General features: G+C 51.0%; 22 protein-coding genes, 2 tRNA genes and 1 pseudogene. 12 read left to right on the plus strand and 13 right to left on the minus strand.

Annotation, left to right across the window (positions count from 1 at the left end):
* Nucleotides 1–2 precede the first annotated feature (2 nt).
* The 3 genes from coaD to tpiA form a co-directional block, all read right to left on the minus strand.
* Entirely contained in the window at nt 3–473 is a 471-nt protein-coding gene (gene coaD / locus ACESOH_RS03340; RefSeq protein ID WP_032093212.1) for a pantetheine-phosphate adenylyltransferase, read from the minus strand.
* Between the two features lie 2 nt (nt 474–475).
* Complete coding sequence (waaA, locus tag ACESOH_RS03345; RefSeq protein ID WP_373099656.1) at nt 476–1,762, minus strand: lipid IV(A) 3-deoxy-D-manno-octulosonic acid transferase; 1,287 nt, start codon at nt 1,760–1,762, stop codon at nt 476–478.
* Nucleotides 1,763–1,875: 113 nt separating this feature from the next.
* Nucleotides 1,876–2,643, minus strand: coding sequence for a triose-phosphate isomerase (tpiA, locus tag ACESOH_RS03350; protein ID WP_373099657.1), 768 nt, complete (start codon nt 2,641–2,643; stop codon nt 1,876–1,878).
* Nucleotides 2,644–2,822: 179 nt separating this feature from the next.
* Between tpiA and ACESOH_RS03355 the strand changes: the two genes are divergently transcribed.
* Entirely contained in the window at nt 2,823–3,284 is a 462-nt protein-coding gene (locus tag ACESOH_RS03355) for a GNAT family N-acetyltransferase (RefSeq protein WP_373099659.1), read from the plus strand.
* Here the strand turns inward: ACESOH_RS03355 and yggU are convergent.
* The 7 genes from yggU to ocd form a co-directional block, all read right to left on the minus strand.
* Nucleotides 3,269–3,556, minus strand: a complete 288-nt coding sequence (gene yggU / locus ACESOH_RS03360; protein WP_373099661.1) for a DUF167 family protein YggU — start codon at nt 3,554–3,556, stop codon at nt 3,269–3,271. The genes ACESOH_RS03355 and yggU overlap by 16 nt on opposite strands.
* Before the next feature lie 33 nt (nt 3,557–3,589).
* Nucleotides 3,590–4,153, minus strand: coding sequence for a YggT family protein (locus ACESOH_RS03365; RefSeq protein WP_032093207.1), 564 nt, complete (start codon nt 4,151–4,153; stop codon nt 3,590–3,592).
* 15 nt (nt 4,154–4,168) lie between these two features.
* Nucleotides 4,169–5,116 (minus strand): magnesium/cobalt transporter CorA, encoded by a 948-nt coding sequence (corA, locus tag ACESOH_RS03370; protein ID WP_032093206.1) that lies wholly within the window; start codon nt 5,114–5,116, stop codon nt 4,169–4,171.
* Between the two features lie 321 nt (nt 5,117–5,437).
* On the minus strand, nt 5,438–5,776 hold the full coding sequence (locus ACESOH_RS03375; RefSeq protein ID WP_032093205.1) for a YggL family protein: 339 nt from the start codon (nt 5,774–5,776) through the stop codon (nt 5,438–5,440).
* A gap of 20 nt (nt 5,777–5,796) precedes the next feature.
* Nucleotides 5,797–6,546, minus strand: a complete 750-nt coding sequence (gene trmB, locus ACESOH_RS03380) for a tRNA (guanosine(46)-N7)-methyltransferase TrmB (protein ID WP_373099664.1) — start codon at nt 6,544–6,546, stop codon at nt 5,797–5,799.
* Nucleotides 6,547–6,784: 238 nt separating this feature from the next.
* Nucleotides 6,785–8,194, minus strand: coding sequence for a Na+/H+ antiporter NhaC (gene nhaC, locus ACESOH_RS03385; protein WP_373099665.1), 1,410 nt, complete (start codon nt 8,192–8,194; stop codon nt 6,785–6,787).
* A gap of 101 nt (nt 8,195–8,295) precedes the next feature.
* Nucleotides 8,296–9,354, minus strand: a complete 1,059-nt coding sequence (ocd, locus tag ACESOH_RS03390) for an ornithine cyclodeaminase (RefSeq protein WP_373099667.1) — start codon at nt 9,352–9,354, stop codon at nt 8,296–8,298.
* A gap of 141 nt (nt 9,355–9,495) precedes the next feature.
* On the opposite strand from ocd, the gene ACESOH_RS03395 reads away from it, so the two are divergent.
* The 10 genes and pseudogenes from ACESOH_RS03395 to ACESOH_RS03440 all read left to right on the plus strand — a co-directional run bounded on the left by ACESOH_RS03395 (nt 9,496) and on the right by ACESOH_RS03440 (nt 16,360).
* The gene (locus ACESOH_RS03395; protein ID WP_373099668.1) at nt 9,496–9,924 is read left to right on the plus strand and encodes an Lrp/AsnC family transcriptional regulator; all 429 of its coding nucleotides are present in this window, start codon (nt 9,496–9,498) and stop codon (nt 9,922–9,924) included.
* An 83-nt stretch (nt 9,925–10,007) separates the two neighbouring features.
* Nucleotides 10,008–11,142, plus strand: a pseudogene (mutY, locus tag ACESOH_RS03400) (A/G-specific adenine glycosylase); the annotation flags it as partial.
* Entirely contained in the window at nt 11,123–11,398 is a 276-nt protein-coding gene (locus ACESOH_RS03405; RefSeq protein WP_373099669.1) for an oxidative damage protection protein, read from the plus strand. The pseudogene mutY and the gene ACESOH_RS03405, both read left to right, overlap by 20 nt.
* A gap of 3 nt (nt 11,399–11,401) precedes the next feature.
* Complete coding sequence (mltC, locus tag ACESOH_RS03410) at nt 11,402–12,475, plus strand: membrane-bound lytic murein transglycosylase MltC (RefSeq protein WP_373099671.1); 1,074 nt, start codon at nt 11,402–11,404, stop codon at nt 12,473–12,475.
* 188 nt (nt 12,476–12,663) lie between these two features.
* A tRNA-Phe gene (locus tag ACESOH_RS03415) sits at nt 12,664–12,739 on the plus strand.
* A 4-nt stretch (nt 12,740–12,743) separates the two neighbouring features.
* Nucleotides 12,744–12,819 (plus strand) — tRNA-Asn (locus ACESOH_RS03420).
* 65 nt (nt 12,820–12,884) lie between these two features.
* Nucleotides 12,885–13,319 carry a PM0630 family protein gene (locus ACESOH_RS03425; RefSeq protein ID WP_032093198.1) on the plus strand — a complete coding sequence of 145 codons (435 nt, stop codon included), beginning with the start codon at nt 12,885–12,887 and terminating at the stop codon, nt 13,317–13,319.
* A gap of 159 nt (nt 13,320–13,478) precedes the next feature.
* Nucleotides 13,479–13,787, plus strand: a complete 309-nt coding sequence (gene cyaY, locus ACESOH_RS03430; RefSeq protein ID WP_032093197.1) for an iron donor protein CyaY — start codon at nt 13,479–13,481, stop codon at nt 13,785–13,787.
* Entirely contained in the window at nt 13,787–15,679 is a 1,893-nt protein-coding gene (gene recQ / locus ACESOH_RS03435; protein ID WP_373099881.1) for a DNA helicase RecQ, read from the plus strand. The genes cyaY and recQ overlap by 1 nt, the downstream gene beginning before the upstream one ends.
* Nucleotides 15,680–15,745: 66 nt before the next feature.
* Entirely contained in the window at nt 15,746–16,360 is a 615-nt protein-coding gene (locus ACESOH_RS03440; protein WP_373099672.1) for a glutathione S-transferase family protein, read from the plus strand.
* Nucleotides 16,361–16,522: 162 nt separating this feature from the next.
* Here ACESOH_RS03440 and purB read toward each other — a convergent pair whose 3' ends face one another.
* Together purB and hflD are read right to left on the minus strand one after the other, a co-directional pair.
* On the minus strand, nt 16,523–17,890 hold the full coding sequence (gene purB / locus ACESOH_RS03445; RefSeq protein ID WP_373099674.1) for an adenylosuccinate lyase: 1,368 nt from the start codon (nt 17,888–17,890) through the stop codon (nt 16,523–16,525).
* A 12-nt stretch (nt 17,891–17,902) separates the two neighbouring features.
* On the minus strand, nt 17,903–18,514 hold the full coding sequence (gene hflD / locus ACESOH_RS03450) for a high frequency lysogenization protein HflD (protein ID WP_373099676.1): 612 nt from the start codon (nt 18,512–18,514) through the stop codon (nt 17,903–17,905).
* A gap of 134 nt (nt 18,515–18,648) precedes the next feature.
* Here hflD and ACESOH_RS03455 point away from each other — a divergent pair, with 134 nt between their 5' ends.
* Nucleotides 18,649–19,059 carry a copper chaperone PCu(A)C gene (locus ACESOH_RS03455; RefSeq protein WP_373099678.1) on the plus strand — a complete coding sequence of 137 codons (411 nt, stop codon included), beginning with the start codon at nt 18,649–18,651 and terminating at the stop codon, nt 19,057–19,059.
* Here ACESOH_RS03455 and ACESOH_RS03460 read toward each other — a convergent pair.
* Nucleotides 19,056–19,481 carry a GNAT family N-acetyltransferase gene (locus ACESOH_RS03460; protein ID WP_032093191.1) on the minus strand — a complete coding sequence of 142 codons (426 nt, stop codon included), beginning with the start codon at nt 19,479–19,481 and terminating at the stop codon, nt 19,056–19,058. The genes ACESOH_RS03455 and ACESOH_RS03460 overlap by 4 nt on opposite strands.
* Nucleotides 19,482–19,501 lie beyond the last annotated feature (20 nt).

Genomic DNA, 19,501 nt, shown 5'->3' on the forward strand with positions numbered 1-19,501 from the left:
CCTCAACGCGCCGCCAACGCCTGAAAAACGGCGGGCGGCACCAGTTGGCTGACATCACCGCCGTGCAGGTAAATTTCCCGCACGATGGTGGAAGACAAATAAGCCCATTTTTCCGTCGGCGGCAGAAACAGACTTTCCACCCCGTTGGTCAGCAACCGGTTCAGGCTGGCCAGCTGCAATTCATATTCAAAATCGGTGGCGGTACGCACGCCGCGGATAATCACATCGATATGATTGTCCAGCACAACCGTCGCCAGTAAACCGGAAAAGCCCAGCACCTTCACATTCGGCAGATGCGCCAGCGCCTGTCGGCTTAAGGCGACCCTTTCGCTTAAGTCGAATAACGGTTTTTTGCGCGGATTTTCCGCAATCGCAACCGTTACCTGCGCAAATAATGCCGCGCTGCGTTCAATAATATCCAAATGTCCGTTGGTAATCGGATCAAAGGTGCCGGGATAAATCGCTGTTTTCATTGTTATACCTGTCTTTCCAGATACGGGCGCAATAAGTCGAACAAACGTTGCAGCGCACCGCGGTTTTCAATTAATACTTCATGACCGGCGCTGCCGTAACGCTTGCGCAATTGCGGCGATTTTAAGAAAATCGCCACCGCTCTTGACAGCGCCTTGCTGTTCTCGTTGACTTTCAGCACGCCCTGCACTTCAATCAGCTTACGGAATACATCGGGGAAATTAAACGTATATTTACCGCTGATCACCGGCACTTTAAACGCCAGCGGCTCCAGCGGATTATGCCCGCCGTGTTTGACCAGACTGCCGCCTACAAACGCCACATCGCAGATGCCGTACATTAACATCAGCTCGCCCATGGTATCGCCCAGCACCACCTGAACATGGCGGTCGGGCGCGATATTATCACTACGGCGAACGTAGCTGAAACGGTATTTTTTGATTAACTCGGCGACGGCGTTAAACCGTTCGGGATGGCGCGGCACCAGAATCAGCAACAAGTCGGGAAAGCTGTCCAGCAAGATGCGGTGCGTTTCCAGAATAATGCCTTCTTCGCCCTCATGGGTGCTGGCCGCCACCCACACGAAGCGCCCCTTCACCCAGCTGTCATGCAGCGCCTGAATTTTTTCCGACAACTCGGCGGTAATGGTCAGGTCGTATTTGATATTGCCGGTTAGTTTTAATTTTTTCGGATTATAGCCGAGGATCTGATAACGCTTGCCGCTGATGTCATCCTGTGGCGCGATTAAACGGATTTCACGCAGCATATTCTGCAATTTATCCTTAATCCAGCCGTAACGGACGGCGGAACGCGCCGATAAACGGGCATTGGCGATAATAAAAGGCACGCCGCGATGATATAACTGATGAATTAAATTCGGCCAGATCTCGGTTTCAATCACGATACAGACTTTCGGCCGGATAAAATGAATAAACCGTCGCAACGATGTCGGCAAATCATAGGGCAGATAAACATGAGTCACGCTGTCGCCGAACGCCGCTTTTACCCGATCCGAACCGGTCGGCGTCACCGTGGTCAGGGTAATCGGCAAATCGGGATAATGCCGCTGAATGCGCCGAACTAACGGTGTGGCGGCAATCACCTCGCCCACCGAGGCGGCATGAATAATCACACCGTACTGCCGCGGTGCCGGCAGGCCGGCCGGATAATAGCCGTATCGCTCGCCGAGGCGCTTGCGGTAATTCGGCGCCTTAATACTGCGGATCAGCATAAACAGCAAAATAAACGGTTGCAGAACATACAGGGTTAATGTATATAAAAAACGCCACATAGAAAATTGACTTTTAATCCCATAAATTGCCGTAGTATAAAGGGTTATCGCGCCGGCATAAAGAAAGTGCGGTAAAAATTACCGCACTTTTGCTTAACTGAAACGGATTGCGATTAATTTTTCGCTTGCGCCGCCGCTTTGACAATCACCGCAAAGGCAGGCGCTTTCAATGAGGCACCGCCGACCAGCGCGCCGTCGATATCCGGCTGAGTGAATAATTCCGCCGCATTGCCGTCGTTTACCGAGCCGCCGTACTGAATGATCACCTGATCGGCGACCGCTTGGGATTTTTGCGCGATATGTGCGCGGATAAATGCGTGTACCGCCTGCGCCTGTGCCGGTGTCGCGGATTTCCCGGTACCGATCGCCCAAATCGGTTCGTAGGCAATTACCGCGCCGTTAAAGGCATCCACGCCTAACGTATTAATCACGGCATCAATCTGACGTGCGCACACTTCTTCGGTTTTGCCCGCTTCGTTTTCCGCTTCGCTTTCGCCGATACACAATACCGGCACCAGACCGGCTTGTTTTAACACGCCGAATTTTTTCGCAATAAATTCGTCCGATTCGTTGTGATACTGACGGCGCTCGGAGTGACCGATAATAATGTATTTGGCGCCGAAATCTTTCAGCATGTCAACCGAAATATCGCCGGTGAACGCGCCTTGTTTGTTTAAATCCACATTCTGCGCACCTAATGCGATTTTACCGCCGGCAAGCGCCGCTTCGGCTTCCGCCAGATACATCACCGGCGGCGCAATCGCCACATCGCAGCCCTCAACGCCGGCCAGTTCCGTATTTAATTCGTTGATCAGTGTTTTGGTAAATGCTTTGCTACCGTTTAATTTCCAGTTACCCATAACTAAAGGACGACGTGCCATTTGTTTTTCTCCATTGCATTAATAATAAAAATAACCGGTTTACTATACCAAATTTTTCTATTTTTTCGGCAATTTTTCGCCCTTTGCAAAAAAAATTTTTCGCAACAGATGATTATTGTGCGGCAAAAAGATACAATCCACTGTATGAATGTTATAAAAAATAGCCGATTTACCGCAATATGACGATCTTTAAAGCCGAACAATGGAATCTTGACAGCCTGCATGCTTTATTTGAGCGCTACCGCATGGCGCAGGGCATGCCGGAAAGCCCGGAACGCACCCGTGCGTTTCTGACCGACCGCATCCGCTTTAGCGAAAGCATCTTTTTTATGGCGGTGGATGATGCCCGCCGGCCGCTCGGTTTTATTCAGCTTTATCCCCGCCTTTCTTCCCTTCAGCTGCAACGTTACTGGCAACTGACGGATATTTTTGTGTGCGATGTGCCGAATCACACCGAAATTTATACCGCGCTTATCGCCAAAGCCAAAGAATTCGTGCGCTATACGCAATCCACCCGGCTGGTGGTGGAGCAAACTCATCAGCAGGAGGCCATTTTAGCGCGCGATGGGTTCAGAATTAATCCGCAGAAACGTATTTTTGAATTGAATTTAAGCGAGCCGCCGGCTCACAGTAAGGTTTGAATCAGCGGCGGAATCACTTTCGGCGCCGGGATCAGAATTTGTTTATGCCGGCTGAGTTCGCCCTTTTCCAGCACGATCGTACTTTTCGGCACTTTAAAGGTTTTACTGAGAAATTTCATTAAATGGGCGTTCGCCTGCCCGTCCACCGGCGGCGCCGTGATGCTGATTTTCAGCTCCCCGTCATGTACGCCCGCAATGTGATCGCGGCTCGCCTTAGGCTGTAGGAAAATCCGCAGGCGCAAATCCCCGTTGATGTTTTCCGCCGCCGTCATAAAACGCTCCGCAAAATCACCGCACTTTTGCCTTTACGCCAGCGGCCACAGGGCAGGGAAAATATCGTACAGCACCCGGTTGCCGTAAAACAGCGCGAACGCCAGAATCATCGGGGCAAAATCGATCATACCGGTATTCGGTAAAATCCGGCGAATCGGATTTAACAACGGCTGCGTCAGTTGATATAAAGTATATTGCAGCGGATTTTGCGCGCGGTTAAACCAGCTCATAATCGCTTCGATAAAAATCACATACAGCGCCGCTTCGCCGAAGGTTCTCGCCGTGTGCAGCAGGCCGATAAACAGGTAATTGAGCGGGTCGGCCACCACCAGCGTGGCGCCCAGCTTATTCAGCAGCGGATATTTGATGACGCCGAGGATAACCGTCACTGCGATTGCCGCCAGATTCAGATTTTTCACCGTCGGCACCAGCTTTTGCAGCGGCGCCAGCAGAGGGTTGGTCAGTTTCACCAGCGTTTGCGACAGCGGATTATAAAAATCCACCCGGCAGAACTGAAACCAAGCACGCAGGATCAGCACGAAACAATACACATTAATTAATGTATACACCAAAAATTGAATTGAATTTAATCCCATTGTCGTTCCTTTGAATTATAACCAGCCTTTGTGTTTAAAATATAAATAAGGCGCAATCGCCGCCAGCACCATTAATCCCAGCGCCATCGGATAACCGAAGGCGAAATTCAGCTCCGGCATGTCGTGGAAATTCATACCGTAATTAGACGCGACCAGCGTCGGCGGCAGAAAAATCACCGACACCACCGAGAAAATTTTAATAATCCGGTTCTGTTCAATATTAATAAAACCCATCGCCGCCTGCATCAAAAAATTCACTTTCTGGAACAGCGATTCGTTATGCGGCTGCAAGGATTCAATATCGCGCAGAATTTCGCGCGCCTGCTCCAGCTGATTGGCGGGCAAGCGGGTTTTGCGTACCAAAAAGCTCAGCGCCCGCTGGGTATCCATCAGACATAAACGCACCTTTGAGCTGGCGTCTTCCTGCTCGGTTAACGTGGCCAGCGCTTCATCAAAAGCTTCGCCCTGTTTACCGTCTAAAATCACCCGGCTTAATTTTTCCAGATCCGCATACACGTTTTCGATAACATCCGCCAGCTGTTCGATTTTGGTTTCGAATAAATCCAGCAACACTTCATAGGCGTTGCATTCCACCAGCCGCTGATTGCGCGAACGCATGCGGTATAACCGAAACGCCGGCAATTCGCGATCACGCAGGGTAAACAAACGCCCGTCACGCACGGTAAACGCCACGCTGGCTAAGTCGGCGTAATCGTCTTCGTCTTCACAATAGAAAAACGAGTGCAAATGCAGACCGTCTTCATCTTCGAAAAAACGCGCGGACGCCTCAATATCTTCCAGTTCAAGGAACGATGCCAGACTTTGCCCCAGCCCCTGCTGCAAAATATCACGCTCTTCACGGCTGGGTTCAAGCAAATCCAGCCAGATAGCAGTGTCCAACTCCGCATTGGTTTCGTCAATACGAACCAAGCGCGCTTCTTCAAGTGCGAAAGCATTAATCATTTCTTCATACTCCTTTGAAGGAATTATGAACAACGCGATGAACAAGGAAAAATCAAACAATATCCCCGCAAAGTGCGGTAGAAAATTTTATTATTTGACTTAAAAGATACCTATGAAATAAGGTAATGAAAACTTACCTGCGAAACCCCGCCGATAAGTCAATGACGAGATTTAGAGCAAAGATTGCAATCGGTATCGACTATGACTGTCCAAAGTGTGTGTCCTCTTGTTACTAAATCGTGCCGAATGTTACGCTTGAAAGGCCGATTCGTCAAGATTTTTACACCAAAATCCCGCCTTTAAGACGGGATGGCGCAGCGCTTATTTGGCCGGATAATCCCACCAGATATCAAACAGTTCGCTGACTTCAACCTGCTGCAATCCGTTATTTTGCAACCAGCTTTTTACGCTTTCGCGGTGGCTTTCATCGCATTTGCCCAGTTTTTCCAGACACACCAGTCCTTCCCAGTGCAGATAGCCGCTGCCTTCATAGGCTAGCCCGTTCGGCCGGATCACCTCATTGATAAACCGATCCACCACTTCATCAACCTGTTCAATCGGTGTATTTTCCGCAAATTGCCAGTTCACCAGAAATCCGAGTTCCTGAAACTCCGCCAAGTGCATTTTTTTACGTTGTCTTTGATTGCGTTTAATTGCCATATCGTTCTCCTTTCTTGAACTTAGTCTTTAATAAAATACAAATCCCACACGCCGTGCCCCAAACGCCGGCCGCGTTGCTCGAATTTGGTCAGCGGACGAAAATCCGGGCGCGCAATATAATCCCCGCTGGCCGAAGTATTACGCAAACCGACCGCACTTTGCAATACCGCCAGCATCTGTTGCGCATAATTTTCCCAATCCGTCGCCATATGAATAAATCCCTGCGCGGCCAGTTTCTGCGTGACGCTTGCCACAAACGGCGGCTGCACAATGCGGCGTTTATGGTGTTTGGCTTTATGCCACGGATCGGGAAAAAACAACTGCAACCCGCCGAGGCTGCCGTCGGCGATACAATCGCGCAGAATTTCCGTGGCGTCATGACAAATCAGGCGCAGATTGCGCACCTGTTTTTCCTGCGCATAGGCGATACAGGCGCCGACACCCGGCGTATGCACTTCAATGCCCAGATAATTTTTATCAGGATTGCGCGCCGCCATCTCCACCAGCGACTTGCCCATCCCGAACCCGATTTCCAGAATCACCGGATTGGTATTGCCGTAAATTCGGGCAAAATCAAAAGGCGTGCGCTGATGTGCCAGCCCGTAAAATGCCCAGTGCTGGTTCATCATCGTACGCTGAAAATCGCTCAGCCGCCCGGTACGCAGCACAAAACTGCGCACTTTGCGTTTATAACGGCCGTCCGGCGTAAATTCCGCCGTTTCCACGGTTTTACGCTTTTGATCGGCAAAGGTGGTTTTCTGTTCTGTCATAATTATCCGGCTATACACAATAAACGGCGGGGATTATAAGAGGTTTGGCGCAAAATGCAAAGTGCGGTCGTTTTTCTATGTGTTTTCAAACGCCGGCCGCGGCCGGAATGTGCCGCCGGGAGTGGCGCGGTGATGAATGTATTTTTTTGCACGCAATCAGTTGATTTTTCATAAATTTCCCTGCCTGCGTGCGTCTTTTTGCCAATCGCCCTTGCGCTTTTATCAACCTTAACGCCGGCTAACAAACTTCTTCAAGCCGCTCAATTTTAATATTGAACAGCGCAAAACAGATTGCCAAAAGCGGGACGGCGTAATTGAACACGGCGTAAGGGGCGTATTCGAAGGCGCTGACTTGCAGCATAGAATAGGCATATACGCCGCAGGTGTTCCAGGGAACGAGAACGGAGGTTACGGTGCCGCCGTCTTCTAAGGCGCGCGACAGGTTTTTGGTATGCAGTTTGCGCTCTTTGTAGGCGGTAACGTACATTCTGCCCGGCAGTAAAATGGAAATGTATTGCTCGGAGGTGGTGCAGTTGGTGACCACGGACGAGAAAATCGTGGCAATAATCAACATACTGGCGTTGCGGGCAAAGTGTAAGATGGTGGAAACCACCGATCTGAGCATCCCCGTTTGTTCCGCGATGCCGCCGAAACTCATTGCAACGATGGTCAGCGAAATGGTGTACATCATGGATTCAATGCCGCCGCGGTTGAAGAGGGTGTCGATCATGTCGTGTCCGCTTTGGATGTGAAAGCCGTCGTGCAAGGTTTTTACCGCTACGCCGACATCAGCGCCCTGCACCAGAATATGACAGACGGAACCGAGTAAAATACCGACGGTTAATGCCGGGATCGCCGGCACTTTTTTCATCACTAAAATCACCACGATAACCGGCACAATGAGCAACCACGGGCTGATCACGAAGTTTTCGGTGATGTTTTCCATCACGCCTTCAATATGAGAAAGGTTCATATTGGCGGCGTTGAACCGCATACCTAAATATAAATAGATGCACAACGCAATGGCATAGGCGGGCACGGTGGTGGTGAACATATGTTTGATATGGGCGAATAAATCCGTGCCGGTGATGCCGGCGGCAAGATTGGTGGTATCGGACAGCGGGGACATTTTATCGCCGAAATATGCCCCGGAAATGACCGCACCCGCCACCATCGGGGTGGGAATGCCGATGCTCAGCCCGATGCCGATAGCCGCCACGCCGATGGTACCCATTGTTGACCACGAACTGCCGATCGCCAGAGTCACCACGCCGCAAATAATGCAAATGGTGAACAGGAACAACGACGGTGAAATGAGCTTCAAGCCGTAGTAAATCATGGTCGCTACAATGCCGCCGCCGAGCCACGCGCCGATGGTAAGTCCGATCATAATAATAATGACAATCGCAGGGAGTGCCATTTTAATGCCGCGGTAAATGCCCTGTTCGATGCTATCCCAGCGGTAGCCGAATTTTAGCGCGACCAGTGCGGCGGTCACCGCCCCAATAATCAGCGGAATGTGCGGAGACGCTTCGAATTTAATGATAGACACCGCCATCGCCGCGATCATCACAAGAATGGGCAGTAGCGCATAAAAAAAGGGGATATCGATTGTTTGCTTCGATGCTTTGGATTCTGCTTTGGGCATAGGGCCTCCCGATGCGAAGTGCAACGGAAGTCGCACTTCATTAAGTTAAAATGTGCTTACAGTCACCGCATAACGGCACATCTCCTTTTACCGTAACCGGACTATGCGTTGGCATAGTCGCTGAGGTAACTAAATAAATCTTTCGGATCGTTTAAATCCGGGGTGAGCGAAAGCGGACGCGCCAGCCCTAATTTCACTACGGTGTCATGCATATAACGAATGGCGGAAAAATCTTCAATCGCAAAGCCGACGGAATCGAATAACGTGACTTCGTCATCGGATTTGCGTGCCGCTTTGCCTGACCGGAACACCTCGGACAACGGGATAACCGGGAAATCCGCCGGCAGATTTTGTAATTCGCCTTCAATGCGGGTTTGCGGTTCGAATTCCACATAAGTCGTCGCATTTTTCACCACATCGATGTGCAATTCCGTTTTGTTGATATTATCGCCGCCCACCGCATTGATGTGCATGCCGGCTTCAATCATCTCCGGCGTAATAATATTGGCGCGGGAGTATTCCGCCGTCACCGTAGTAATAATGTCGGCATTTTTAACCGCTTGTGCCACGCTGTCGAAAATCTCGATGTTCAATGGCGTGTCAGCCAAGTTTTTCGCCAGTTTCTCGCTGGCGGTGCGGTCGATGTCGTATAAGGCCAACTCGTTAATGCCAAGCAAGTGATAAAACGCTAAAGCCTGAAATTCACTTTGGCAGCCGTTACCGATGATCGCCATGCGTTTGCTGTTCGGACGGGCAAGGTATTTTGCCGCCAGCACGGACGTCGCCGCCGTGCGCAAAGCGGTGGTGAGAGTAAATTCACTGATCACATCAGGTTGTCCCGTATCGTTGCTGATTAAGGCGCCGAAGGCGAGAATGGTGGAAAGTCCGAGGTTTGGGTTTTTCGGGTGACAGTTCACATATTTAAAGCTGTATTGCTTGCGGTCGGCAATCGGCATCAGTTCCAGCACGCCGTCGGGAACCAGATTGCCGATGCGCGGCGTTTTGTCAAACGCGTCCCAGTTCAGGAAATCGTCGAGAATGTATTGCATCATTCCCGCCAGTGTCGCTTTAATGCCCTGACGTTGCACCACGTTTGCAATGTCTTGCGGGCTGATGATAATCGTTGGTAAACTGCCTGCGATAGATGATGAATATGACATAGCTTTGCTCCACTAAGTTAATAACACGTTAATGAATTGTTGCAACATCTCTAGTGTGCAAGATTTTTTTGTTAATTAAAATACTAAACTATGCTAATGTTTCATCCGTTTTTAGCCATTTTGTCAGCAGAAGGTGACGTTATGTCAGTTTTAGATAAAACCGATCAGGCATTACTCAGTTTATTGCGCGAAAACGCCCGCTATTCCATCGCGTTTTTGGCGCAAAAGTTACGCCTTTCGCGGGCGACCGTCACAAACCGCATTGCACGGCTTGAAAAAGAAGGCGTTATCTTAGGCTATTCGGTGGAATTACGCCCTACGGTGGAGTTAAACGGGGTGTGCGCCTGGTGTTCCATTATTGTGGAGGGCGGCACCGCATTGGAGGTGATGAAAGCCCTGCGCGGCGAACCCTGCGTAAAAGCGATTTACGACACCAACGGACGCTGGGATATTCTGGTCGAATTCAACGCGCCGAGCTTGGAAGAACTGGGTTCCGCGCTGGAAAGAATACGCACCAATAAAGCTATCCGCACCTCCGAAACCAGTATTCACTTAAAACGTTATGTATAGCTCGGCGAACGCAACGTCGGCTTGGCACAACGGCGCGATAATTTCGCTATTTTTGTTATTTTTCAACCGCACTTTTTGATGTTATGCAGGCTCAATCAACCCTTGACGCACCTTTTGCCCGCGCCGTGTTAGCGTGGTATGACAAATTCGGACGTAAAAATCTGCCGTGGCAGCAAAATAAAACCCTGTACGGCGTTTGGCTGTCGGAAGTGATGCTGCAGCAGACGCAAGTGGCGACGGTAAAACCTTATTTCACCCGTTTTATAAAAACGTTCCCAAATGTGACCGCACTTGCCGACGCGCCGTTGGATGAAGTACTGCATTTATGGACGGGGCTAGGCTATTATGCCCGCGCGCGCAATTTGCACAAGGCGGCGCAAACCATCCGCGATCAGCATCACGGCGAATTTCCGACCGACTTTGCGCAGGTACAGGCGCTAAGCGGCATCGGGCGCAGCACCGCCGGCGCGATTTTATCCTCCTGTTTAAATGCGCCTTATCCAATTCTGGACGGCAACGTCAAGCGGGTGCTGTCCCGTTATTTCGCCGTTGCCGGCTGGGCGGGCGAGAAAGCGGTGGAAAACCGCCTCTGGCAATGCAGCGCGCAGGTCACGCCGACTGCGCGGGTGGCGGATTTTAATCAGGCGATGATGGATATCGGCGCCATGGTCTGCACCCGCAGCAAACCGAAATGCGATCTATGCCCGCTGGCACAACGCTGTCAGGCGAATTTACAGCAAAACTGGACGGATTATCCCGGCAAAAAACCGAAAAAAGCCCTGCCGGTGCGGCAAAGCTATTTTTTAATTCTCGCCGATAACGGTAAAGTCGCGCTGGAACAGCGGGAAAACAGCGGTATCTGGGGCGGGCTGTATTGTTTTCCGCAGTTCGACAGCAAACCGGCGCTGCTGGCTTATCTGGTGCGGCAGCAGATTACCCATTACTGTGAATGGCCGGCTTTTCGCCACACTTTCAGCCATTTTCATCTGGAGATTTATCCGATCTATGCACAACTGCGCCGTCAACCTCGTGAGGATGATCGTTCGGCATGGAAAAAAGTGGCGGAAATTCATGCCGAATATGAATCTTCGATACCAAGTGCGGTCAAATATTGGTATGATCCGCACAATCCTGATCAAATCGGACTGGCGACGCCGGTAAAAAATTTATTACTGCAATTTGAAAAAGAGACATCATTATGGCAAGAACAGTATTCTGCGAATATTTAAAACGGCAGGCGGAAGGGCTGGATTTTCAGCTTTACCCGGGCGAGCTGGGCAAACGCATTTTCGATCACATCAGTAAACAGGCATGGGGCGAATGGATGAAAAAACAAACCATGCTGGTGAATGAAAAAAAACTTAATATGATGAACGCCCAGCACCGTCAACTGCTTGAACGGGAGATGATCAACTTTTTGTTCGAAGGCAAAGACGTTCATATTGAAGGCTATGTGCCACCGTCAGAAAAATAATCTATGAAAAAATATCTTATTATCGCCTTAATCCCGTTTTTGTTTGCGTGCGGCGGTTCAAGCAACAAGGGCTTCAATTATGATGAAGCCTTTGCCAAAGATACGCAGGGATTGGATATTCTCACCGGTCAGTTTTCATATAATATCGACCAGATCTGGGGGGTGAACGAGCTGTTGGTCGCCAGCCGTAAAGATTACGTCAAATACACCGACAGTTATTATACCCGCAGCCACGTCAGCTTTGATGAAGGGGTGATCATGGTGGAAACCCACAGCGATACCAACCGGCTGCATAATGCTATTGTGCATACGCTGTTGATGGGTTCCGATGCCAAAGGGATCGATTTATTCGCATCCGGCGATGTGCCGATAAGCTCGCGACCGTTTTTGGTCGGGCAGGTGGTGGATCACCTCGGCGGTCAGATCACCAACACCGTCATCGCCAGCAATTTCGCCACTTATCTGATTCAGAATAAATTACAGACCCGTCGCCTCAGTAACGGTAAGACCGTTCAATTCGTGGTGATTCCGATGATCGCCAACCACGTTGAAGTGCGTGCGCAGAAATATGTGCCGCTGGTGCGTAAAACCGCCCGCCGTTACAATCTGGACGAAAGCCTGATTCTCGGCATTATGCAAACCGAATCCAGCTTCAACCCTTATGCCATCAGCTATGCCAACGCCATCGGTCTGATGCAGGTGGTGCCGCATACCGCAGGGCGCGATGTGTTCCAGTTGAAAGGCCGCGGCGGACAGCCGTCGAGAAATTATCTGTTCGATCCGGAAAAAAATATCGATGCGGGCGCCTCTTATCTGTGGCTGCTGCAAAACAAATATCTGGACGGCATTACCAACCCGACTTCCAAACGCTTCGCCATGATCTCCGCCTATAACAGCGGTGCCGGCGCCGTGCTGCGGGTGTTCGACGAAGACCGCGATATGGCGATTTACAAAATCAATCAGCTGTATCCGGAACAGGTGTATCGTATTCTGACCACCAGCCATCCTTCTTCACAGGCCAGAAATTACCTGATGAAAGTGGACAAAGCCCAGAAAAGCTACCGCGTCAGACGCTGATCGCGCGTTGTTCGGCTTCCCCTAAGAGCGTTCCCGACAGGTTCGCTCTTATTTTTTCAACCGAATCCGATTCATTTCTATGCGTTTCGCCTGTTAAATGTTCAAACAAGCGGAAAAATAGCAAAATTCTGAAATTAGATGTTGACTTAACTGCGAAAAAAACGTTTAATACGCACCACTGATGCGTTGCCTCGATAGCTCAGTCGGTAGAGCAGGGGATTGAAAATCCCCGTGTCGGTGGTTCGATTCCGCCTCGAGGCACCACTTTTCCTCCTTAGTTCAGTCGGTAGAACGGCGGACTGTTAATCCGTATGTCGCTGGTTCAAGTCCAGCAGGAGGAGCCAAATTCTTAAGAGCCGTTAATGCAGATTAACGGCTTTTTTCATATTCGTAATCTGGAGCAGCCGTGATGTTGAAAAAAACTTCATTTATTCTGACCGCACTTTTTCTGTCCGGCAATGTATTTGCCGCCGATCCGACATTTACCTTCGGCGCTAAAAAAGCCGGTTCCGCCGACGGCCCTTGGTTAAGTGACGGCCGCGTTTATTCCAAAAGCGATAACAACCGCCAGTTCTGCTGGGAATTAAAAGATTTGGCCGACAGCGCGCAGCCGATGAAATTCAGCCTGATCATCACCTCGCCGGGCAACGCCACCTTCCACTTCAACAACGCTACCAGTGCGGACAACACCCGGCATGAATTCGCCTTTTCCGCCACGCCGGTCAACGGCCGAATCATCAACTGCTGGAAGTTCGACCACAGCGACCCGCTCGGTGACTACAGCCTGAAACTGATCAGCGACAATGCGGAATATCCGCTACAGAATTTTGAGCTGAAACCGTAATGCGCCGACCGGCTTTTTCAACACCTTAATACTGATTTTCAGCTTACTCTGTCAGGGCTTTAAGAAGAACGGATTAAAGCCCGCCGTCGCATTTCCATTTGTACTGCCCCGGGAAAATATCTATAATCTAGCCCTATGAAAACACAACAGGACACAATCATGAACGTAGCGGAATATCATCAGAATATCGAACAAATCTGGTTAAAAATCGAAGACGAATTAGAAAAACAGGATTGCGACGCGGATTGCGACACCCAAGGTTCGGTGTTTACCATTACCTTTGCCGATCGCAGTCAGGTGGTGGTCAATAAACAGGAACCGCTCTTGGAGCTCTGGCTGGCCAGCAAAGCCGGCGGTTTTCATTTCCATTTTAAAGACAATCAATGGATTAGCGCCGACGGGCAATTATTCTGGCCGTGTCTGGAACAGGCATGCCGCGCACACGGAGAGCAAGTGAGTTTCGCCTGATGAGCAATCCGGCGCCCGAACCGGCACAAAGTGCGGTGCATTTTTCTGCGGATTCTGCCTCAAATGACACCGCACTTCATATCCTGCATTCGGTTTTCGGTTATCAGTCTTTCCGTCAGGGGCAGCAAGACATTATCAACGCCGCCTTAGCCCGCCGCGACAGCCTGGTCATCATGGCTACCGGTAACGGCAAATCCCTGTGTTATCAAATTCCCGCCCTGTGTTTCAGCGGCTTAACGTTGGTGATTTCGCCGCTGATTTCACTGATGAAAGATCAGGTTGATCACCTGTCGGCAAACGGCATTCAGGCGGATTATCTGAATTCGACCCAGACCTTTGAGCAGCAGCAACAGGTGCAGAACAAAGCCATGTCCGGGCAGCTGAAATTGTTGTATATTTCGCCGGAAAAAGCCATGACCAACAGCTTTTTCCATTTTATTTCCCACTGTCAGGTCAGTTTTATCGCCATTGACGAAGCCCACTGCATCTCCCAATGGGGACACGATTTCCGCCCGGAATACGCGCGGCTCGGCGGTTTAAAAAGCTGTTTTCCGCAGGCGCCGATTATGGCGCTGACCGCCACCGCCGATCACACCACGCGGCAGGATATTCTGCACCATCTGAATTTGCAGGATCCGCATATTTATATCGGCAGTTTTGATCGCCCGAATATTCGTTATACGCTGGTGGAAAAATTCAAACCGATGGAACAGCTGTGCCGCTTCGTGCTGGCACAAAAAGGCAAAAGCGGAATTATTTACTGCAACAGCCGCAACAAAGTGGAACGCATCGCAGAAAGCCTGCGCAAACGCGGTGTGGCGGCGGATGCCTATCACGCCGGCATGCCGAGCGAACAGCGGGAACATGTGCAGCGCGCATTTCAGCGGGATAATATTCAGGTGGTGGTCGCCACTATCGCTTTCGGCATGGGGATCAATAAATCCAATGTTCGCTTTGTTGCCCATTTCGATTTACCGCGCAGCATTGAGGCCTATTATCAGGAAACCGGTCGCGCCGGGCGGGACGATTTACCGGCACAGGCGGTGCTGTTTTACGACCCCGCCGATTATGCCTGGCTGCAAAAAATGCTGCTGGAAAAACCGGAAAGCCCGCAGCGCCAGATAGAACAGCATAAACTGGAAGCGATCGGCGAATTTGCCGAAAGCCAGACTTGCCGCCGTCTGGTGCTGCTCAACTATTTCGGCGAACGGCGCCAGAGCCCCTGTAATAACTGCGATATCTGTCTGGATCCGCCGACCCGATACGACGGGCTGCTGGATGCGCAAAAGGTCATGTCGGCGATTTACCGGGTCGGACAACGTTTCGGCAGCCATTATGTGATCGCTGTGCTGCGCGGCCTGCAAAATCAGAAAATTAAGGATAACGGCCATGACAAACTCGCCGTTTACGGTATCGGCAAGGAGCACAGTGCGGCATACTGGCAATCGGTTATCCGTCAGTTAATTCATCTGGGGCTGGTACAGCAGGTGATCGATCAATTCAACAGCAGCCTGCGCCTGACCGAAAGCGCCAAACCGGTGCTGCGCGGCGAACAGCCGTTGCAGCTGGCGATGCCGCGCAGCTCGTCGGTGAGCAGTGCGCAGGCACCGCTGAAAAACGCTCCGCCCAATTATGATAAAGATCTGTTCGCACGCCTGCGTTTTCTGCGCAAGCAAATCGCCGATAAAGAAAATATTCCGCCCTATATCGTATTCAATGACGCCACCTTGCAGGAAATGGCGCAATATCAGCCGACAACCAGCCGCGAAATGCTGCTGATTAACGGCGTCGGGGCGATTAAACTGGAACGTTTTGCGCAGCCTTTTATCAGCGTTATCCGCGAACATCGCTCGACTATGCAGCAGAATAAAAATCCGCTGGCATTGCGTTAGCCCTTTCCGTCGCCGAAATTCCTGTTAAAATGACCGCACTTATTCGTTACACAGGAGAAAAATACGATGAAACTGTATTATCTGCCGGGCGCCTGCTCATTCGTACCGCACACCGCGCTGGCGTGGATCGGTCAGCCGTATCAGGCGCAGGCCGTTTCGCGTGAAGCGCTCAAATCGCCGGATTATCTCGCGCTTAATCCGTTGGGCAGCGTACCGGTATTGGAAGACGGTGAGCTGGTGCTGTCGCAGAATGTCGCGATTTTGTCTTATTTGGACGCGCTCTATCCCGAGGCTCGCCTGTTCGGCAGCAAAACCGTGCGGGATAAAGCTAAAGCAATGCGCTGGCTGGCCTTTTTTAACGCCGATGTACACAAAACATTCGGCGAGTTGTTCCGCCTACCGGATTATGCGCAGGGCAATGACGAACTCGGCGCCGCTATTCGTCAGGCGGCGACGCAAAAACTCTTGGCTTATCTGGCGATCGCCAATCATCATCTGGAAAGCCATATTTTCTTCGGCGAACAGATTTCCGTCGCCGATGTGTATTTATACGTCATGCTGAACTGGTGCGGCAAACTCGGTATCGATATCAGTGCGTTTAGCCAGTTTAAGGCGTTTATTGCGCGGGTTGAGGCGAATCAAGGCGTGCAGCAGGTGCGCAAGCAGGAAGGATTAGCCTGACGGATTCGGTTTCGCGATCAGCTGAAAAAGAAAAAGACATTGCGGAGGCAATGTCTTTTTTTAACCCTTTTGCGCTACCGCGCTCAGTGCAAATCGCACGACGCGCGCAGATTGCGGATAAGCCCGTCATGGCGCACGGAGGCAAAAGTGCGGTGCATTTTTTTACAGTTTTTCCACCAATTCCACCGCCGCGCCGATATAGGTGGCCGGGGTAAGCTGCCGCAGGCGGGCTTTTTCCTGCTCCGGAATCGCCAGCTGGTCAATAAATTCGCGCATGGCCTGTGCGTCCACCCGTTTGCCGCGGGTTAATTCTTTCAGCTTTTCATACGGTTTTTCAATGCCGTAACGGCGCATCACGGTTTGAATCGGTTCCGCCAGCACTTCCCAGTTCTGGTTCAGTTCATCGCGCAGGTGCGATTCATTGACTTCCAGTTTGCTGATCCCTTTGCAAGTGGCGGCATAGGCAATCAGACAATAACCTAAACCGACGCCGAGATTACGCAGCACGGTGGAATCGGTCAAATCGCGTTGCCAGCGGGAAACCGGCAATTTCGCGCCTAAGTGCGCCATCACCGCATTGGCCAGACCGAGGTTGCCTTCCGAGTTTTCAAAATCGATCGGATTGACTTTATGCGGCATGGTGGAGGAACCGATTTCGCCGGCAATAGTACGCTGTTTAAAGTGATTCAGCGCAATATAGCCCCATAAATCGCGGTCAAAATCAATAATAATGGTGTTAAAGCGCGCCACGGCATCAAAAAACTCCGCGATGTAATCATGCGGTTCAATTTGCGTGGTGTACGGATTCCAGCCAATGCCCAGCGAGGTAACGAACGCTTCGCTGAACGCGTGCCAGTCAATTTCCGGATAGGCGGACAAATGGGCGTTATAGTTGCCCACCGCGCCGTTGATTTTGCCCAGAATTTCGATTTGCTGCAGCTGTCTGAACTGGCGTTTCAGGCGATAAACCACGTTGGCCATTTCTTTGCCGACCGTGGACGGTGAGGCCGGCTGACCATGGGTGCGGGATAACAGCGGAATGGATTTATATTCCTGCGCCAGACGGGTGATCTCGTCAATCAGTGTTTGCCATTGCGGCAAAATCACCTCTTCGCGGGCGGTTTTCAGCATTAAGGCGTGCGACAGGTTGTTAATGTCTTCCGAGGTGCAGGCAAAATGGATAAATTCGCTGACCGCAGCCAGTTCCGGCAACGCCGCGCTTTTTTCTTTCAGGAAATATTCCACCGCTTTCACATCGTGGTTGGTGGTTCGCTCGATTTCTTTGATGCGTTGCGCATCCTGCAGGCTGAAATTATCCACGATGCCGTCAAGGTAATCGTTTGCCTGCGCGGACAAGAAAGGCACTTCCTGAATCTGTGCGCTGGCCGCCAGTTTTTGCAGCCAGCGAACTTCAACGGTGACGCGGAATTTTAACAGCCCGAATTCGCTGAAAATGCCGCGCAGTGCGCCGGCTTTATCCTGATAACGGCCGTCGATCGGGGAAAGTGCGGTTAATGCGTTGAGTTGCATAAAAATGTGCTCCTAAAGAGATGAATAAAGTTGTTGTGCCATGGTGGCGATTTTACGGCGTGAAAAAAGAATCTGCCATTTGCTGCCGCCGACCTGTCGCCATAATACGGCGGAGCGAATGCCCGCCAACAGGCTGGCACGGATGCGGTTATGGATCGGCAGCTGCTGTAAATATTGCGGCGCGCCAGTCACTTGGATTCTGCTGCCCAGCGGGCTTATCACATCCACATAAATGCCGGCAATCGTGGACAGCATCTGCTCGTCAAACAGCGCATAATGCTGCAACTGGGTCGGCAAATACTGAATTCGACGCGTCAGTTCAGCCTTTGCCTGCGGATTTTTATGCAGTTTGCCTTCCAGCGCCAGCAGGCTCAGCCAATAGCGGTTCAGATCCGGCTCGCTGCCGTTAAGCTGTTCCATTAAGATCTGTAGCCCCAGTTTCAGCTGGCGTTCATGTCCGCCGTAAATGTCCAGAATGTTTTCCGGCGCCGTTTGCAGTAACGTCGTAATCGAGGTATGAAACGCCGCTTCATCCGCTTGTCCGTGCAGGGCAAATTGTTGCACCAGTTTGGCAGACTGGCAGACGCCGGCCAGGGCTAAGGTGATGTCATAGTAATTGGCCATAGGAATTGTAATAACCCGTTGTAATCAAAAGCAACCCGAAAAGTGTGAGCAATATAGCATTTTTCCGCCGTGTTTTAAAGGTCATCACAAATCCTGTTATAATAGCGCCGTTTCAATAATGAAGGATAACAACGATGCATTATTTCACCAAAACACTGCTGATTCTGACCGCACTTTTCCCTGCCCTTGCCGCCGCTGAAATTCAGGTTGAGCAGCCGGTGGTATTCGCCACCCAAAAAGCCGGCGAACCGACGGCGGTTTTTATGCGCCTGACCAATACCGGTGAGCAGGCGGTCAGTCTGGCCATGGCGGAAAGTGCGGTGCCGTCCCGTTTAGAATTGCACGGCATGCAAAACGGCAAAATGCTGACCGTCACCGGCATCGACATTCCGCCGCACGGCAGCGTCGAGCTAAAACGCGGCGGGTTGCATATTATGGTGTTCGATTCAGCTCAGGCTTTGATGCCGGACAGCGAACTGCCGCTGACACTATTTTTTGATAACGGAGAAATCCTGCCGGTGCGGGCGAAAGTTATTGCCCACTAAAGCAGGCTTTTGGAAAAATAATTAAACCGGTTATGCAGCGTCCAGCCGGCTTTCTGCCAGAACACCGCCGCCGCTTCATTGGATTTAAACGCCAACAGGCGGCCTTTGGTGATATTTTTGGCTTTCAGCACCTTTTCCACCCTTTCCAGCAGCGCCGTGGCGATTCCGCAGCCGCGGTATGCCGTCGCCACCGCAGCATGGTAAATGGTGGCGCGGCGTCCGTCGAAGCCGCACATCACCACGCCGACCACCTTGCCGTCCGCTTCGGCGATATAATTCAGATCCGGATTAAAGTCTAAAAAAGCCGCAATGGCAGTCGGATTGTCGTCCACCGCATGCAGATCCATGCCCTCAATACTGTTCCACAAGGCGTAAACCTGTTGGTAATGGGACGGCCGCATCGGTTTAATGATAAAGTTCATATGTCCTCGTTGAGTAGAAA

It is taken from the genome of Necropsobacter rosorum (assembly GCF_964241405.1).
Lineage (GTDB): Bacteria > Pseudomonadota > Gammaproteobacteria > Enterobacterales > Pasteurellaceae > Necropsobacter > Necropsobacter rosorum.

What these genes read in the sequence shown, in the direction of transcription:
- coaD (WP_032093212.1), bottom strand. Translation starts at nt 473, where the DNA reads ATGAAAACAGCGATTTATCCCGGCACCTTTGATCCGATTACCAACGGA.
- waaA (WP_373099656.1), bottom strand. Translation starts at nt 1,762, where the DNA reads ATGTGGCGTTTTTTATATACATTAACCCTGTATGTTCTGCAACCGTTT.
- tpiA (WP_373099657.1), bottom strand. Translation starts at nt 2,643, where the DNA reads ATGGCACGTCGTCCTTTAGTTATGGGTAACTGGAAATTAAACGGTAGC.
- ACESOH_RS03355 (WP_373099659.1), top strand. Translation starts at nt 2,823, where the DNA reads ATGACGATCTTTAAAGCCGAACAATGGAATCTTGACAGCCTGCATGCT.
- yggU (WP_373099661.1), bottom strand. Translation starts at nt 3,556, where the DNA reads ATGACGGCGGCGGAAAACATCAACGGGGATTTGCGCCTGCGGATTTTC.
- ACESOH_RS03365 (WP_032093207.1), bottom strand. Translation starts at nt 4,153, where the DNA reads ATGGGATTAAATTCAATTCAATTTTTGGTGTATACATTAATTAATGTG.
- corA (WP_032093206.1), bottom strand. Translation starts at nt 5,116, where the DNA reads ATGATTAATGCTTTCGCACTTGAAGAAGCGCGCTTGGTTCGTATTGAC.
- ACESOH_RS03375 (WP_032093205.1), bottom strand. Translation starts at nt 5,776, where the DNA reads ATGGCAATTAAACGCAATCAAAGACAACGTAAAAAAATGCACTTGGCG.
- trmB (WP_373099664.1), bottom strand. Translation starts at nt 6,546, where the DNA reads ATGACAGAACAGAAAACCACCTTTGCCGATCAAAAGCGTAAAACCGTG.
- nhaC (WP_373099665.1), bottom strand. Translation starts at nt 8,194, where the DNA reads ATGCCCAAAGCAGAATCCAAAGCATCGAAGCAAACAATCGATATCCCC.
- ocd (WP_373099667.1), bottom strand. Translation starts at nt 9,354, where the DNA reads ATGTCATATTCATCATCTATCGCAGGCAGTTTACCAACGATTATCATC.
- ACESOH_RS03395 (WP_373099668.1), top strand. Translation starts at nt 9,496, where the DNA reads ATGTCAGTTTTAGATAAAACCGATCAGGCATTACTCAGTTTATTGCGC.
- ACESOH_RS03405 (WP_373099669.1), top strand. Translation starts at nt 11,123, where the DNA reads ATGGCAAGAACAGTATTCTGCGAATATTTAAAACGGCAGGCGGAAGGG.
- mltC (WP_373099671.1), top strand. Translation starts at nt 11,402, where the DNA reads ATGAAAAAATATCTTATTATCGCCTTAATCCCGTTTTTGTTTGCGTGC.
- ACESOH_RS03425 (WP_032093198.1), top strand. Translation starts at nt 12,885, where the DNA reads ATGTTGAAAAAAACTTCATTTATTCTGACCGCACTTTTTCTGTCCGGC.
- cyaY (WP_032093197.1), top strand. Translation starts at nt 13,479, where the DNA reads ATGAACGTAGCGGAATATCATCAGAATATCGAACAAATCTGGTTAAAA.
- recQ (WP_373099881.1), top strand. Translation starts at nt 13,787, where the DNA reads ATGAGCAATCCGGCGCCCGAACCGGCACAAAGTGCGGTGCATTTTTCT.
- ACESOH_RS03440 (WP_373099672.1), top strand. Translation starts at nt 15,746, where the DNA reads ATGAAACTGTATTATCTGCCGGGCGCCTGCTCATTCGTACCGCACACC.
- purB (WP_373099674.1), bottom strand. Translation starts at nt 17,890, where the DNA reads ATGCAACTCAACGCATTAACCGCACTTTCCCCGATCGACGGCCGTTAT.
- hflD (WP_373099676.1), bottom strand. Translation starts at nt 18,514, where the DNA reads ATGGCCAATTACTATGACATCACCTTAGCCCTGGCCGGCGTCTGCCAG.
- ACESOH_RS03455 (WP_373099678.1), top strand. Translation starts at nt 18,649, where the DNA reads ATGCATTATTTCACCAAAACACTGCTGATTCTGACCGCACTTTTCCCT.
- ACESOH_RS03460 (WP_032093191.1), bottom strand. Translation starts at nt 19,481, where the DNA reads ATGAACTTTATCATTAAACCGATGCGGCCGTCCCATTACCAACAGGTT.